15 protein-coding genes are annotated in these 15,338 nt (G+C 67.1%); 6 read left to right on the top strand and 9 right to left on the bottom strand.

All coding sequences use genetic code 11. From position 1 onward, the window contains the following. Positions 1-61: 61 nt before the first annotated feature. Both M3330_RS07850 and M3330_RS07845 read right to left on the bottom strand, forming a co-directional pair. A complete protein-coding gene (locus M3330_RS07850) occupies positions 62-484 on the bottom strand; it encodes an organic hydroperoxide resistance protein (protein WP_006551727.1) in 423 nt (140 codons plus the stop codon). After that, positions 481-945: a MarR family winged helix-turn-helix transcriptional regulator gene (locus M3330_RS07845; protein WP_006551726.1), complete on the bottom strand. Its 465-nt coding sequence runs from the start codon at positions 943-945 to the stop codon at positions 481-483. The genes M3330_RS07850 and M3330_RS07845 overlap by 4 nt, the downstream gene beginning before the upstream one ends. 150 nt (positions 946-1,095) lie before the next feature. On the opposite strand from M3330_RS07845, the gene M3330_RS07840 reads away from it, so the two are divergent. Further along, positions 1,096-3,525, top strand: coding sequence for an ATP-dependent Clp protease ATP-binding subunit (locus M3330_RS07840; RefSeq protein WP_039587633.1), 2,430 nt, complete (start codon positions 1,096-1,098; stop codon positions 3,523-3,525). Positions 3,526-3,589: 64 nt separating this feature from the next. Here the strand turns inward: M3330_RS07840 and M3330_RS07835 are convergent, their stop codons facing one another. Together M3330_RS07835 and treS are read right to left on the bottom strand one after the other, a co-directional pair. Beyond that, the gene (locus M3330_RS07835) at positions 3,590-4,924 is read right to left on the bottom strand and encodes a phosphotransferase (RefSeq protein WP_228045099.1); all 1,335 of its coding nucleotides are present in this window, start codon (positions 4,922-4,924) and stop codon (positions 3,590-3,592) included. 56 nt (positions 4,925-4,980) lie between these two features. Further along, positions 4,981-6,804, bottom strand: coding sequence for a maltose alpha-D-glucosyltransferase (gene treS, locus M3330_RS07830; protein WP_033096804.1), 1,824 nt, complete (start codon positions 6,802-6,804; stop codon positions 4,981-4,983). Positions 6,805-6,929: 125 nt separating this feature from the next. Between treS and M3330_RS07825 the strand changes: the two genes are divergently transcribed. Together M3330_RS07825 and M3330_RS07820 are read left to right on the top strand one after the other, a co-directional pair. Then, on the top strand, positions 6,930-8,114 hold the full coding sequence (locus tag M3330_RS07825) for an acyl-CoA dehydrogenase family protein (protein WP_219129951.1): 1,185 nt from the start codon (positions 6,930-6,932) through the stop codon (positions 8,112-8,114). A 148-nt stretch (positions 8,115-8,262) separates the two neighbouring features. Then, positions 8,263-8,442, top strand: a complete 180-nt coding sequence (locus tag M3330_RS07820) for an ANTAR domain-containing protein (protein ID WP_232512404.1) — start codon at positions 8,263-8,265, stop codon at positions 8,440-8,442. Here M3330_RS07820 and M3330_RS07815 read toward each other — a convergent pair. After that, on the bottom strand, positions 8,384-8,845 hold the full coding sequence (locus tag M3330_RS07815; protein ID WP_006551722.1) for a PPOX class F420-dependent oxidoreductase: 462 nt from the start codon (positions 8,843-8,845) through the stop codon (positions 8,384-8,386). The genes M3330_RS07820 and M3330_RS07815 overlap by 59 nt on opposite strands. Positions 8,846-8,868: 23 nt before the next feature. Beyond that, positions 8,869-9,273, bottom strand: coding sequence for an SRPBCC family protein (locus tag M3330_RS07810; protein WP_024103059.1), 405 nt, complete (start codon positions 9,271-9,273; stop codon positions 8,869-8,871). Positions 9,274-9,316: 43 nt separating this feature from the next. Between M3330_RS07810 and M3330_RS07805 the strand changes: the two genes are divergently transcribed. From M3330_RS07805 to M3330_RS07795, 3 genes are all read left to right on the top strand, one after another. Further along, complete coding sequence (locus M3330_RS07805) at positions 9,317-9,586, top strand: GPR1/FUN34/YaaH family transporter (RefSeq protein WP_255028231.1); 270 nt, start codon at positions 9,317-9,319, stop codon at positions 9,584-9,586. A 233-nt stretch (positions 9,587-9,819) separates the two neighbouring features. After that, on the top strand, positions 9,820-10,917 hold the full coding sequence (locus M3330_RS07800) for a 3-deoxy-7-phosphoheptulonate synthase (protein WP_006551720.1): 1,098 nt from the start codon (positions 9,820-9,822) through the stop codon (positions 10,915-10,917). A gap of 81 nt (positions 10,918-10,998) precedes the next feature. Continuing rightward, on the top strand, positions 10,999-11,883 hold the full coding sequence (locus M3330_RS07795; RefSeq protein ID WP_255028228.1) for a glycosyltransferase family 2 protein: 885 nt from the start codon (positions 10,999-11,001) through the stop codon (positions 11,881-11,883). A 64-nt stretch (positions 11,884-11,947) separates the two neighbouring features. On the opposite strand, the gene thpD is transcribed toward M3330_RS07795, so the two are convergent. From thpD to M3330_RS07780, 3 genes are all read right to left on the bottom strand, one after another. Beyond that, positions 11,948-12,838: an ectoine hydroxylase gene (gene thpD, locus M3330_RS07790; RefSeq protein ID WP_006551718.1), complete on the bottom strand. Its 891-nt coding sequence runs from the start codon at positions 12,836-12,838 to the stop codon at positions 11,948-11,950. A 193-nt stretch (positions 12,839-13,031) separates the two neighbouring features. Further along, a complete protein-coding gene (locus M3330_RS07785; RefSeq protein WP_006551717.1) occupies positions 13,032-14,036 on the bottom strand; it encodes an AraC family transcriptional regulator in 1,005 nt (334 codons plus the stop codon). Further along, entirely contained in the window at positions 14,037-15,230 is a 1,194-nt protein-coding gene (locus tag M3330_RS07780; RefSeq protein WP_255028224.1) for a pyridoxal phosphate-dependent aminotransferase, read from the bottom strand. Between the last annotated feature and the right edge of the window lie 108 nt (positions 15,231-15,338).

Below are 15,338 nucleotides of genomic sequence, written 5' to 3'. Positions count from 1 at the left end.
GGCGACTCAGTCCTCCGTCACCTTCGAGGGTGACTCAGTCCTCCGTCACCTCGAGGGTGACTCAGTCCTCCGTCACCTCGAGGGTGACGTCGATGTTGCCGCGGGTCGCGTTGGAGTACGGGCACACCTGATGGGCCTTCTCGGTGAGCTCGAGCGCCTGCTCGCGGGGGAGGTTCGGAAGAGTCACCTCGAGGGTGACGGCGAGACCGAATCCGCCGCCGTCGGTCGGGCCGATGCCGACGCGGGCGCCGACCGCGGAGTCGCTGACGTCCGCCTTCTCCTGTCGGGCGATCATCTGCAGTGCCGAGTGGAAGCACGCGGCGTACCCGGCTGCGAAGAGTTGTTCGGGGTTGGTGCCCTTCCCGCTGCCGCCCATCTCGGTGGGGATGGACAGGTCGAGGTCGAGCTTGCCGTCGCTGGTGCGGGCGTGGCCGTCGCGGCCTGCTCCGGTGGCGAGTGCTTCGGCGGTGTAGATGATGTTCACGATGTCCTGCCTTTCTTCGAGAGTGCGCCGGGTGCTTCCTGCAACGCGGCGGTCAGGCGGTGGAGCGTCTCGCGCAGCGCGACCAGTTCGTCGACGTCGAACCGGCTGTCCCGCGTCACGCAGCCGGGGATGTCCGTGGCCTCTGTCCGGAGTGCATCTCCCGCTTCGGTGAGGTGGACGACGACACGACGTTCGTCGGTCTGCTGCCGGCGTCGTTCGACGTATCCGGCGGCCTCGAGCCGTTTGAGCAGGGGGGAGAGTGTGCCTGTGTCGAGATCGAGCGAGTCGCACAGATCCTGCACGCCTCGCGCATCGCGTTCCCACAGCGCCAGGAGCACCAGGTACTGCGGGTAGGTGATGCCCAGCCGATCGAGATGTGGCCGATATGCGGCCGTGATGGTGCGGGAGGCGCGGTAGAGCGCGAAGCACACCTGCTGGTCGAGTTCGAGTGGAGACGGCACGGGAATGAATGTAGCGCCCCGTTTTGTTGTACACAACATTAATGGCCACAACTCGATACGTGTTCCGGATCACTTCCATGTGGGAATTGAGAGCGCTCTGGGCACGTTAGTTGAGTGAGAATGGCTCAAGTTCGACAGAAAGGCTTCGGAATGCCGGCATTCTTCGGGCCTGGTGACCCCGGCCGAATCGACATCACTCGTTTCATGAGCCGCGGTACCCAGGACCTCCTCGCCCACGCAGCGCGCTACGCCACCGACCGTGGTGACGCGGAACTCGACGTGCTGCACCTCCTCCGCGCGATGGCGGAGCAGGATCCGTCCCGCACGGTCATGACGCGCGCCGGAGCCGACCCCGCCGACGTCGCTGCCGCCGTCGACCAGCGGCTGCCGCAGAGCCGCCCCGGTGAGGCCGTCTCCGCACCCGCACTGACCGGTGCCGTGAAGACCGCACTCCTCGAAGCGCACCAGCTCTCGCGTGCGCTCGGCTCCACCTACATCGACCCCGAGCACCTGTTCTTCACGCTCGCGGCCGACCAGACCCGCGCTCCCGGACGCCTGCTGGCGTCCCTGGGCGTGACCCCGCAGGCGTTGCAGACCGCACTGCAGCCCACCCCCGCAGCTCCCGCCGCGGAGGAGACCCCGACGCCGACGCTCGACAAATTCGGCGTCGACCTCACCGAGCGGGCGCGCGGCGGCGGCATCGACCCCGTCATCGGCCGTACCGACGAGATCGAGCAGACGATCGAGATCCTCGCGCGACGCACCAAGAACAACCCGGTGCTCGTCGGTGAGGCCGGCGTCGGCAAGACCGCCATCGTCGAAGGACTCGCCCAGCGCATCGTCGACGGGGACGTCCCGGACATCCTGCAGGACAAGCGGATCGTCCAGCTCGACCTGACGGCGATGGTCGCCGGAACCCGATACCGGGGCGACTTCGAGGAACGTCTCACCACAGCGCTCGACGAGATCACCGCCCAGCAGGGCAAGATCATCGTCTTCATCGACGAGATCCACACCGTCGTCGGCGCAGGCGCCGGCAACGAGGGCGCGATGGACGCGGCGAACATCCTCAAGCCGAAGCTCGCCCGCGGTGAACTGCATGTCGTCGGTGCGACCACCCTCGACGAGTACCGCAAGCACATCGAGAAGGATCCGGCGCTCGAACGCCGTTTCCAGCCCGTCACGGTCGACGAGCCAGCACGCGACGACGCCGTCGCGATCCTGAAGGGTCTCGCCGATCGGTACGCCGAGTTCCACAAGGTCCGGTACACCGACGAAGCGCTCGAAGCGGCCGTCGACCTGTCGATGCGGTACCTGCCCGACCGGCACCTGCCGGACAAGGCGATCGACCTCGTCGACCAGGCCGGTGCACGACTGCGCCTGCGGGTGCCGCGCACCGACGTGACCGAACTGCGTTCGAGGCTGGACGAACTCGAAGCGGAGAAGGATCGCGCCGTCGAGGCCGAACAGTACGAGGATGCCTCGCGCATCCGCGACGAGATCCTTCGCGTCCAGGCTCGGATCGACGGTGGCGACAGCGAGGGCAACGGAGAGGGAACTCCGACCGTCGACCCGGAGCTGATCGCCGAGATCGTCTCGCGGGCCACCGGAGTCCCCGCATCGCGGATGACCCGCGCCGAGAAGGAGAGGCTGCGCACTCTCGAGGACGAGCTGCACAAGCGCGTCGTCGGACAGGACGAAGCCGTCCACGCCGTGGCACGTGCCGTGCGGCGCAGCCGCTCCGGCATGAGCGACCCGCGTCGTCCGGTGGGCAGCTTCCTGTTCCTCGGTCCCACCGGCGTCGGCAAGACCGAGCTCGCGAAGGCCCTCGCCGAGGTGCTCTTCGGTGACGAGCGCACCATGCTGCGCATCGATATGAGCGAGTTCGGCGAACGCCACACCGTGAGCCGTCTCGTCGGCGCCCCTCCCGGTTACGTCGGTTACGGCGAGGCCGGACAGCTCACCGAACAGGTGCGTCGCCACCCCTACTCGGTGGTGCTGCTCGACGAGATCGAGAAGGCGCACCCGGACGTGTTCAACACACTGCTGCAGGTCCTCGACGACGGTCGCCTCACCGACGGTGAGGGACGCACGGTGGACTTCACCAATACCGTCGTCATCATGACCAGCAACCTCGGTTCGGACATCATCTCGAGCCGCGGAGGCGCGCTCGGCTTCACCACCGGTGACGCCGAGGCGGCCGAGAAGCCGCTGCGTGACCGGGTCATGGGACGGCTGCGCGAATCGATGCGGCCGGAGTTCCTCAACCGCATCGACGAGATCGTGATGTTCCGCAAGCTCGACGACGACCAGCTGCACCGGATCACCGAGCTGCTGCTCGACGACAGCCGGAAGCGGCTGCAGAGCAGGGGGATCGACCTCGAGTTCACCGCCGACGCGGTGGCGTGGATCGCCCGCAACGGTCACCAGCCCGAGTTCGGTGCCCGTCCGTTGCGCCGCTCGATCTCCCGGGTGGTCGACGACCGCATCGCCGACATGCTGCTCGACGACGCGCTCGCCGAGGGCAACCGGGTCACGGCGGACGTCGTGGAAGACGAACTGCTGCTCCAGGTGAGCTGACCCGCACGACGAGGAAGGGGAGAGATGCCACGGCATCTCTCCCCTTCCCGCGTTCGGGGGGTGGTCAGCGGGCGGTGAGACGACGGATCGCCTCGAGCGGCAGATGAAGCCACGAGGGACGGTGCCGAGCCTCGTAGACCACCTCGTAGACCGCCTTGTCGAGCTCGTAACCACGCAGCAGGACGTCGGAGCCCCGTGGATCCGTGCCCGAGGCAGCTGCGTAGCCGTCGCAGAAGGCGGCACAGTTGCGTTCGGCCCACTCCCGGGCCCGGAACTCCCGCTGCGACTCCACCGCCGTGCCTTGTTCGGATTCACGGATCGAATGATGCGCGGCGTAGTCGAACGACCGCAGCATTCCCGCCACGTCCCGGAACGGACTGTCGGGCTTGCGGCGCTCCTCGAGCGACTTCGCGGGTTCGCCCTCGAAGTCGATGAGCAACCAGCGCTCGGGGGTACGCAGCACCTGCCCGAGATGCAGGTCGCCGTGGATGCGGTGCACCGGAACCTGACCCAGCGCCGCAACCTCATCGAACCGGGCCCGGACCGCGTCGGTGAGTTCGGCGAGCTCGGGGACCTCGGCCGCCGCACCCTCGAGCCGGCGGATCATGCCCTCGGCCAGTTCGGCGGCGGCGCGCTCGTCGGTGCCGAGCGCGGAGCCGAGATGGGCGTGCACATCCGCGACGGCCGCACCGATGCGATGGGATTCCCCGGCGAAGTCGGTGCCCACCTCGTCGGCGCGCAGGTCTCCTTCCAGGAGCAGGTCCCGGACACTGCCGAGTGCCATCGACCAGCCGTCGGCCGAGTTCGCCGCGAAGTCCTGCACCATCGCCAGCGTGGTGCGGACCCCGTCGACCTCCGCTTCGATCCATGCCCGGATCGGGGCGATCGACCGACATCCGTCCTCGCCGAGCGCGAGCGGCAGTTCGACGTCCGGATTGATGCCGAGCGTGAGCCGACGAAACATCTTGAGCAGCAACTTCTCTCCGAGGACCACGGAGGTGTTGGACTGCTCCGCGCTCAGCGCACGCCCACGCAGGCCCGGTTCGATGACCGCACCCGGCACGGTGTGGAGATCCACCGGGCCGGCGGGGGTGCCGCTCGCCAGATTGCGCGAATACCGGTCGAGGATCTCCTGATCGCGGAGGCCGTCGTAGACGTGCAGGCCGTGGTCGTGGGAGTCGTCGGGGCCGACCACGCTCCACGACTGCAGTTCCTCGGGGAGATGGGAACGGAAACCGAGGGGCACTTGATAGATCTGGTCCGCGGTCGAGTCGAACGAGACCTTCACGATCAGATGGTCGGCCCCGAAACCGGACTCCTCCACGAGCGGATGACGCAGGACGACACCGATCCCGGTGATGGTGTGGCCCTTGGCCGCGAACCATCGCTGGTGCGGCATCCATTCGCGCAGATCCTCGACGAGCCGTTCGTCCGGGTAGAGCTCGTTGTTGGTCGTCACGGCTGCACCGCCGCTTCCGCTTCGCTGCTCACCGGGTGCTCGCCCGGTCCCTCCTTGGACGGATCGGGTTGCAGCGCGAACCAGAAGAATCCGTGACCGGGCAGGGTGATCATGTAACCCTCCTCCGTGATCGTCGGGAACGGGACGGACCCGGTCAGCTCCACCGGGATCCACCCGGCGAAGCGCGACAGATCGAGGACGACCGCCTGCGGATAGCGCGACAGGTTGTTCACGCACAGGATGACGTCGCTGTAGTTGCGTTCCGGGCCGGGCGACATCTCGCGCAGATAGGACAGGATCGCGGGATTCGCGCTGCCGAGTTCGGTGAACGAGGCCTCACCGAAGGCCGGATGCTGCTTGCGGACCTGGATCATCCGCCGCGTCCAGTGCAACAGCGAGTTCGTCGAGTTCATCTGCGATTCGACGTTCACCGCCTGGTACCCGTAGGTGGGATCCATGATCACCGGCAGGTACAACCGGCCCGGATCGGCGCGGGAGAAGCCCGCGTTGCGGTCGGGGGTCCACTGCATCGGGGTCCGCACCGCGTCGCGGTCGCCGAGCCAGATGTTGTCGCCCATGCCGATCTCGTCGCCGTAGTACAGGACGGGGGAACCCGGCAGGCTCAGCAACAGAGCGGTGAAGAGCTCGAGCTGGTTGCGGTCGTTCTCCAGCAACGGCGCCAGACGACGGCGGATGCCGATGTTCGCGCGCATCCGCGGGTCGGTGACGTACTCGGCGTACATGTAGTCGCGTTCCTCGTCCGTCACCATCTCGAGGGTCAGCTCGTCGTGGTTGCGGAGGAAGATGCCCCACTGGGCGGTCTTCGGGATCGGCGGGGTCTGGGCGAGGATCTCCGAGATCGGGAAACGGTTCTGTCGCCGCACCGCCATGAAGATGCGCGGCATCAGCGGGAAGTGGAAAGCCATGTGGCACTCGTCGCCGATCTCGGGCTCGCCGAAGTACTCGACGACGTCGGTGGGCCACTGGTTCGCCTCCGCCAGCATCACCCGGCCGGGATATTCGGCATCCATCACCGCACGGCACTTCTTGAGGAAGGCGTGCGTCTCGGGGAGGTTCTCGCAGTTGGTCCCCTCACGCTCGAACAGATAGGGGACCGCGTCGAGGCGGAACCCGTCGATGCCGAGATCGAGCCAGAACCGCAGGACGTCGAGCATCGCGTCCTGTACTTCGGGGTTGTCGTAGTTCAGGTCGGGCTGGTGCGAGAAGAACCGGTGCCAGTAGTACTGCTTGCGCACCGGATCCCACGTCCAGTTGGACGTCTCGGTGTCGACGAAGATGATGCGGGCTTCCTGGTATCGGTCGTCGACATCCGACCACACGTAGAAGTCGCCGTACGGCCCGTCGGGGTCGCTCCGGGATTCCTGGAACCACGCGTGCGTGTCGGACGTGTGGTTCATGACGAGGTCGGTGATGACGCGGATACCGCGTTTGTGCGCCTCGTCGAGGAAGGTGACGAAGTCCTCGACCGTGCCGAATTCCGGTAACACCGCCCGGAAGTCGCGGATGTCGTAGCCGCCGTCGCGGAGCGGTGAATCGTAGAAGGGCGGCAGCCAGATGCAGTCGGCGCCGAGCCACGCGATGTAGTCGAGTTTCTCGGTCAGCCCCCGCAGGTCGCCGGTGCCGTCGTTGTTCGAGTCGTTGAAAGCGCGGGCGAGAACCTCGTAGAACACCGCGGTCTTGAACCAGTCCGGGTCGACGGGCAGGCTGCGCGCATGGGCGAAGTCCTCCGCCCGGCTCTCGACGAGATGACCGTCTTCGGTGTGTTCGTATTCGGGTACTCGGTCGGACGGATCCGGCATGGCACCTCCGTGCTCGTCGCGTCGCAGGATGGACTCGCCCCAGAATGCCCCGGCGGACGGATTTCCACACCCGGACAGGACGGAACGCTATGTGAGTGCACGTGTGCGCCGATAGATTGGCGGGCATGACTGCGAACCGGCCCGAAGGGCGGGTGGCCGAGCTGTGCTCCCGCATGCGTTCGTTCATCGACGACGAGGTGATTCCTCTCGAACCCGTCCTGAGCCGTCACGACGACAAGGCCGCCGAGGCGCTCGTCGGGCTGAAGGCCAGGGCGAAGGAACTCGGGCTGTGGGCTCTGGGGCATCCCGAGGAGATGGGAGGGGGCGGGGTTCCCTTCCTCGACTTCGTCTACCTCAACGAGATCATCGGCCGCTCCGAGTACGGTCAGCTCGCGGTGGGATCGGTGTCCATGCAGGACGCCCTGATGATCCAGCGGCACGGCACCGCCGAACAACGCGAGCGCTGGATCCCAGGGCTCGTCTCCGGCGACATCCTGCCCTCTGTCGGCATGACCGAGCCGGAGGTGGCGGGATCCGACCCCGTGCTCGTGCAGACCACCGCCCGGCTCGAGAACGGCGAATGGGTGATCGACGGGCACAAGTGGTTCACCACCGGCGCCGCGCAGGCCGGCTACTGCACGGTCTTCGCCCGGACCGAACCCGAGTCGACTCCGCTGCACCGCAGCATCAGCGCGATCATCGTGCCCATCGACACCCCCGGACTCGAGATCGTGCGGGCGATCCCCACGATGGGGCACGACCCGAGCGATCACTATGAGGTGCGGTACGACGGTGCGCGCGTTCCCGAGGAGAACGTGCTCGGTGAACGCGGCAACGGCTTCGTCGTCGCGCAGGACCGGCTCGGGCCGGGACGGATCTTCCACTGCATGCGGTGGCTCGGCCAGGCCCAACGGGCCTTCGAACTCATGTGTGCGCGCGCCAACTCCCGCTTCGCCCACGGATCGCTGCTCGCCGAGAAGGGTGAGCTCCAGCGCTACATCGCCGAATCCGCCGCCGACATCCAGGCCGCCCGTCTGATGACGCTGGACGCCGCGCGGGTGATGGATGCGGGGGAGGACGCCCGGGTCCGGATCGGGCTCATCAAGTTCCGCGGCGCGCAGATGCTGCACGATGTCGTCGACCGTGCGATCCAGGTGTACGGGGCGCTCGGTCTCACCGCCGACACGCCGCTCGAGGGGATGTACCGGCGGGCGCGCTACGCCCGTATCTACGACGGCCCCGACGAGGTGCACCGGATGTCCACGGCACGGCGGATGCTGCGCGACCCGGAACGCGTGCCGTGGCGGTAGACCGCCGGCCGCTCGTGACCGGTGCGACCTGCTCTTCGCACTAGGGTTCTTCGGCACGCCGGGAGGTCGATGCAAGTATGTGGCGTGGCATCGGGGGAGGTCGGCAACAGGGAGCGGTCGAGCGGCGCGCGGTCCGAAGGGTGATCTCATGGAACGCTTCGCGGTGGGTGCCGACGATGCGTTCGTCCTGCTCCGGAAGTTGTCCGAGGAACGCAACGTGCCCCTGCGACGGATCGCGGGGCACGTGGTCGACGCGGGCGGTGAGGTATCTATGCCAGTTCGGGCGGGAAGCCTCCCGTGGCCACCGGGCTCCAGCGGGTCGGGGTGATCCGGATCAGCGACTTGCGCTGATCGCGCATGGCCTGCCGGTACTCGTCCCAGTCCGAATGTTCCCCGGCGATGTTGCGGAAGTACTCGACGAGCGGTTCGACGTCGTCGTGGGCATCGATCACCTCCGCGGTTCCGTCGACCTGCACCCACGCGTCGTTCCAGTCGTCGGACAGCACGACGACACCGACCTCGGGCCGGCTGCGGGCGTTGCGGGTCTTGGCGCGCCGGGGATAGGTCGCGATCACGATGCGTCCGCGGTCGTCGACGCCGCCGGTGACGGGGGAGGCCTGCGGTGTGCCGTCGTCGCGTTGCGTCATGAGGATCATTCGGTGCCGGGGCCGGACGAAGTCCAGCAGTTCCTGCAGGCCGACTGCGGTGTTGGTGGCGATCTTGCGGGCCATTCACGTTCTCCTGTTCCGAAGGGTCACGACTCGAGGAGCGCCGCGAGTCGCGCGAGGTCCTCTTCCACCATGCGCGTGTCGCGGTCGAACTCGTCGTCGGTCAGTTCGATCTGCCGGACGGTGAGGACGACTTCGGCACCGTCCGGATGGGGGAGTACCCGCATCGGGTTGTGCACCGTCGTACCCGACGGCAGTGTCACCTCGTGGTCGAGCACCCCGTAATCGTTGGCGCCGACGAACCGCACGGTGACCTCGCCCATCGGGGAGTCCGCGACGAGGGCGTCGCCGATCCGCCGCACCTCGCTTTGTGCCAGACCGGCCGCCCACTTCGGCAGGTTGTCGGGATCCGCGGCGAATTCGTAGACCCGGCGCGGTGGGCATCGGACGACCCGAGCGACATGGCGGCTGCGGACGACGTGCGTGCTCATGCTCGCCACATTAGAAGTTCGGGAGGTCGATCGCCGTCGGAATGTGGGAGTTCCTGAAGCGCAACGTCTTCGGAGCGACGGCGTTCAGCCGGTACCCGGGATCGGCGCGGCCCCCTTCGTCACCTTCTCGGTACTCCTCGCCGTCTTCGTCTTCGTCTTCCTCGCCCTCGGAGCGCTACTGGAGCAGACCGGTCCGACGAGGGTCGGGGGTTATTTCGGGCTCGCCGCTGCCGCCGGCGCCTGGTACACCTCCGCTGCAGGGGTGCTGAGCACGACCTTCGGGCGTGTCGTCCTGCCCACGGGCCCACGCTGACGGGGCACCTCTTCGTTCCCGTGCGGGGGCGATTTGACAGGCGCATCGGCCTTCCTGGTACAGTCCGGGGCTATGCAGCGTGCATATTTCTGGTTTAGCAGGCCGGCCCGGGGTGGGTCGGTCGGCGTGACCGCGCGCTGACTTCTTCACCTACGAGCCGGATCCAGACCGGCTCGTCGGAATCTCAGGTTCTCTCGGGTCGGAATCCGAACCACCGAGAACAGGAATCATCGATGAGCCCCAGCACCGGAACCGCGACCACCGGAATCTCCACGTCGAATCTCGACGAACAGCGCACCGTCAAGGTCAGCCCTCTCGTCGCACCCTCCGAGATCCGTGCCGAGTACGCACCCGACGCCGTCGTCGCAGCGACCGTCCGTTCGGGCCGCGCCGGCACCGTCGACATCCTGAACGGCACCGACGACCGTCTCGTCGTCGTGGTCGGCCCCTGCTCCGTGCACGACCCCGCCGCCGCGATGGACTACGCGCGCCGTCTGGCCGCCAAGGCCGAGGAGCTGCGCGACGACCTGCACGTCGTGATGCGTGTGTACTTCGAGAAGCCGCGCACCACGCTCGGGTGGAAGGGCCTGCTCAACGACCCGCACCTCGACGGCACCTTCGATATCAACACCGGTCTGCGCATCGGCCGTAAGCTGCTGCTCGACGTCTCCGGTCTCGGCCTGCCCGTCGGCTGCGAGTTCCTCGACCCGATCCTTCCGCAGTACTACGCCGACCTGGTCACCTACGGAGCCATCGGCGCCCGCACCGCCGCGAGTCAGGTTCACCGCCAGCTGTGCAGCGCGCTGTCCATGCCCGTCGGCATCAAGAACTCCACCGAAGGTGACGTGCAGGTCGCGGTCGACGGCACCCGTGCCGCAGCGGCCAGCCACGTCTTCCCCGGCACCGACCTCGACGGTCAGGCCGCGCTGATCGAGACCGTAGGCAACCCGGACTGCCACGTCATCCTGCGCGGTGGCAGCGCGGGGCCGAACTACGACGCCGAGACCGTGGCCGACACGATGGCCCGCCTGCGCAAGGCCGGTCTGCCCGAGCGTGTCGTCATCGACGCAAGCCACGGCAACAGCCGCAAGGACCACAACAAGCAGGTCGACGTCGTCACCGATGTCGCCGAGCGCATCGAGGCCGGCGAGAAGGGCATAGTCGGACTGATGCTCGAGAGCTTCATCGAGGCGGGACGTCAGGACCTGACCCTCGGCGAGGCCGACAAGCTCGACTACGGCAAGTCGATCACCGACGCGTGCATCGACTGGGACACCACCGCCGCGCAGCTCGACCGCCTCGCGCAGGCCGTGCGCACCCGTCGCGGCTGAACCGTCTGCGGCGCGAAGGGTCGGCGGAGTCGTCAGCGATGACGAACCGCCGGCCCTCGTCGGTTCGGTAGCGTCGTTTCCATGACTACGAACAGGTTGTCGATCGTCGTGCCGGCCCACAACGAGGAGCGTTACATCGCGAAATGCCTTGCGGCGCTGCTCGCCCAGAAGTCGGAGATCCACGAAATCCTGGTCGTTGACAACAATTCGACCGATCGCACTGCGCAGATCATCGAAGCCATCGCCGCCGGCGAGCCCCTCGTGCGACGGATCGTCGAGTCAAGACCGGGTGTCGCATTCGCGCGCAATGCCGGATACGACGCGGCCACAGGAGATCTCATCGGACGGATCGATGCGGACACGCGGGTTCGTCCCGATTGGGCGCACACCGTCCGCAGTTTTTTCGCCCGCGACGACACCGCCGAGGTGGGAGCGATCAGCGGACTCAGCAACTCCTACGATTCCCCCTACCGCAGGCTCAAACAGTGGTACATCGACAAACGGGTCGCGCAAGGAACATTCGGCGGGGAACGGCGGATCGACAATCTGCACGGCGCGAACATGGCACTGCGACGCTCGGCGTGGGAGCGTGTCCGGGACGTCGTCAGTACGGACCCGAGAATCCACGAGGATCTGGATCTGGCACTGTGTCTGCGTGAGGTGGACATCGAGATCGCCCAGCTGACCGATCTGTACGCCGACCTGTCGCCGCGTCGGGCCTACACCCCGCCCCGTGAGTACGCGGCCTATATCCAGTCGGGAATCGACACCTTCGAACTGCACGGCCGCCTGACGCCGGAGATCCTCAGGCTCATCCGTCTACAGTCACGTCTCCACGTTCTCGTGTATGCGGCATACCGGCCCTACGACCCCGACCTGGGCAGATTCACCCTCCGGCGAGCGATCTTCGGCTCCGGCGGACGTGCGATGCCGATCGACACGAAGGGCCGCACGCCGTCCCCCTGACGACGGGTGGCCGGGACGCCGCAGGACCGTCCCGGCCACCATCGTGGGATCTTCTCGCCTCAGGTCACCTCAGCGGCGTGAAATCGCGGCTACCGAGATAGGGAGGACGCGGCCTCGAGGCGGCGAACGGCTCGACGAGCGTGTTCTCGACGCTGTTGAACACGACGAACAGATTCGAGCGCGGGAACGGCGTGATGTTCCCGTTGGAACCGTGCATGCAGTTCGAATCGAAGACCGTCGCCGACCCCGCCGGGCCGGTGAAGGTCGCGATACCGTGCTCGGCGGCCAAACGGGTGAGGGTGTCCTCGTCGGGCGAACCTGTCGGCGGAACGTGGGTGACCAGCGACTCCCGGTAGTAGTCGTCGGGCGTCTCACCGGCACACGAAACATACGTCTTGTGCGAACCCGGCATGATCATCAGACCGCCGTTGTAGCCGTAATTCTCGGTGAGGGCGATCGAGATGCTCAGAGCACGCGGCTTGGGCATGCCGTCCTCTGCGTGCCACGTCTCGAAGTCCGAATGCCAGTAGAACGGTCCACCGCGGAAGCCGGGCTTGACGTTGAGCCGCGACTGGTGGACGTACACCTCGGATCCCAGCAGTTGCCGTGCGATTCCGGCGATTTCGGGCCTGCGGACGATCGAGTCCACAAGATCGCTGAGCCGGTGCACGTCGAAGACCGAGCGGACGTCGCCGCTGCCCTTTTCGCGGACCACACGGTCGTCGTCGCCGAGTTCCCGGCCGAGTCGTGAGGTCTCCTCCAGAAGGTTCCCGACGTCGTGGGCGGCGAGAAGTCCTTCGGCGGTGTGGAACCCGCGGCGGTCGTACTCGATCACGGCCTCGGCGTCGAGCGGCCCGCCGGCAGCCGAACCCCAGACGACGGGATCCTTCCTCTCGACGGACTCGCAGGCGGTGCGACCGCGGGTCGGATAGTCGTCGCGAACGGTCGTGCGCATAGCTCGTAGATCACCCTCTCGAAAGTCGATGACGGTTCACTTCCGACGTTCCCACTGAAAATGCAGGAATGCAAGCCGGGCCCCGACATGTCCGCGTACCGACTCCTCGCCCATAACTCCTGGTCGAATCGAGTTTCGTTCCGGAACCGGCCGGGTATCCGGCGGCGTCGCGACGGTCGGCAGCCGATGCGCGTCAGCGGTGCTCTCGGTATGCGCGAGGGGTGTTTCCGGTCCACCTCTTGAACGCACGGCGGAAGGCGCTCGGCTCGGAGAAACCGAGCCGGGACGACAGATCGTCGACCGCTTCACCGCGTCTCAGGCCCGCGATCGCGAGGTCGCGGAGGACCTCCTCGCGCAACTGCCCCAGCGACGTGCCCTCCTGGCGGAGCAGGCGTCGCAGATGGGGAGGGCTCACCGCGAGCCTGCCGGCGATGTCCTCGGCGGTCGCCGTCCGGCCGTCGATGCCCGATTCGAAGATCCGCCGCACCTGGGACGACACCGTCGACTCGTATTCACGTTCGGAGAGAATGAGATTCGGAGAATCCCGCAGGTACTCCTCGAGTGATTCCTCGGTCTGCACGAGTGGCGACTTCAGTGCAGCATTGTCGATCTCGAGCGCGGCCCGTCCCGCACCGAAGGTCACCGGCACGCCGAAGATCGCGTCGTAACTGCGGGCCAGGACGGGATCGGGTTCGGTGTACGGCAGGAACACCGACCCGAGGGGGACACGCCCACCCACCAGCCACGCGGCGAAGCGGTGCAGCAGCATGAGAAGGAAATCCACCACCACGCGGGTCTTGTCGTCCACGACCTCCGGCAGTTCCACGTCCAGGAAGGTGGTGGACGCACCCGGGGTCAGGCTCAACTGCGGCAGGGACCGGATGACATGGTTCACCTCGATCATCCGTTGCAGAGCGTGGTCGAGATCGGGTCGGTGGATGAGGGTCAGGCACATAACCCGGAAGGTGCCGCGGGGCACGGGAGCCGCTGCGATGCCGAAGAGTTCGTCGTCGGTGATCTGCCAGACCACCTGCGTGAAACGACTGACCTGGGCGGGCGTGAGCCGGGCATGGGGATGGGTGAGCACCGCGCGGCTGATGCGTGCTGCCTCGAGGGCCGGTTGCAGATCGATGCCCTCCTCGGCTCCCACCTGTACCGCTCGCGACACGAAGTCCGACGGGATGGTCGGTCGCAACATCTAGCGCGCCTCCTGCAATCCGTTCAGACGTGCCACCGCTTCGGTGAGCACCTCGTCCCGTTTGCAGAACGCGAAGCGCACCAGATGGTTCCATGACGCGGTGTCGTCCACGAAGACGCTCACCGGTACCGCGGCCACCCCGATGCGGCCCGGAAGTTCCCGGCAGAAGGCCACCGCGTCGGTCCGGCCGAGGGGTGTCAGATCGGCGCACACGAAATACGTTCCGGCGGAGTCGAACACTTTCAGGCCGGCCTCGGAGAGTGCGTGGGACAGGAACGTTCGCTTGCGCTCGAGGTCGGCGCGCATCGACGCGATCCATTCCTGTTCGTGCGTCAACGCATGTGCGACCGCCGGTTGGAAGGGCGCCCCACCGACGAACGTCATGAACTGTTTCGCGGCGCGCACCCCGTCGATCAGCTCGCGCGGGCCCATCGCCCACCCGATCTTCCATCCGGTGACGTTGAAGGTCTTGGCGGCACTCGAGACCGTGATCGTCCGTTCGGCCATGCCGGGCAACGATGCGAGCGGGATGTGCGTGCGGCCGTCGAAGACCAGATGCTCGTACACCTCGTCGGACAGCACCAGCAGTTCGCGTTCGCAGGCGAGCTCGGCCAGGGCGGTCAGCGCTTCACGGTCGTGGACGGTGCCGGTGGGATTGTGCGGGCTGTTGACGACCAGCATCCGTGTCCGGTCGGTGACGGCGGCGCGCAGGGCGTCGACGTCGAGCACGAAACCGTTCCCGGAACGGGTCAGCGGCACGGTCCGTCGCGTCGCGCCGGCGAGCGCCACCGAGGCCGCGTACGAGTCGTAGTACGGCTCCGTGAGGAGCACCTCCTCTCCGGGTTCGACGAGCCCGAGGATGGCGGCGCTGATCGCCTCGGTGGCACCGACGGTGACGAGCACCTCGGATTCGGGGTCGTGGTGCAGGCCGTACCGTGCGGCGCGGTCGGCGGCGATCGCCTCGCGCAGGACCGGCATGCCGGACCCGGGCGGGTACTGGTTGACTCCCTCGGTGATGGCGCGGCGGGCGATCTCGAGCATTGCGGGCGGGCCGTCGACGTCGGGAAATCCCTGCCCGAGGTTGATCGCGCCGTGCCGGACGGCGAGTTCGGTCATCTCGGCGAAGATCGTCGAGGCGAACGGTCGTAACCGGGAGACCGTACGAACTCGTCCCGAAGTCGTCGAATCAGCCATTCCTGCAGCGTAGCGCCCGCGGTGTCACATCCGTGAGGTCTGCCTCGTCTCCATGATGTAGGCCACCTCGAACCGGCGGAGTATCCGTCGGTCGCACCGGAAGGACAC

Origin of the sequence: Rhodococcus sp. GA1, assembly GCF_024321955.1 — a bacterium.
Lineage (GTDB): Bacteria > Actinomycetota > Actinomycetes > Mycobacteriales > Mycobacteriaceae > Rhodococcus > Rhodococcus pyridinivorans.
Note: the sequence above shows the minus strand (reverse complement) of the source record. Positions and strands in the feature narration are given on the sequence as shown.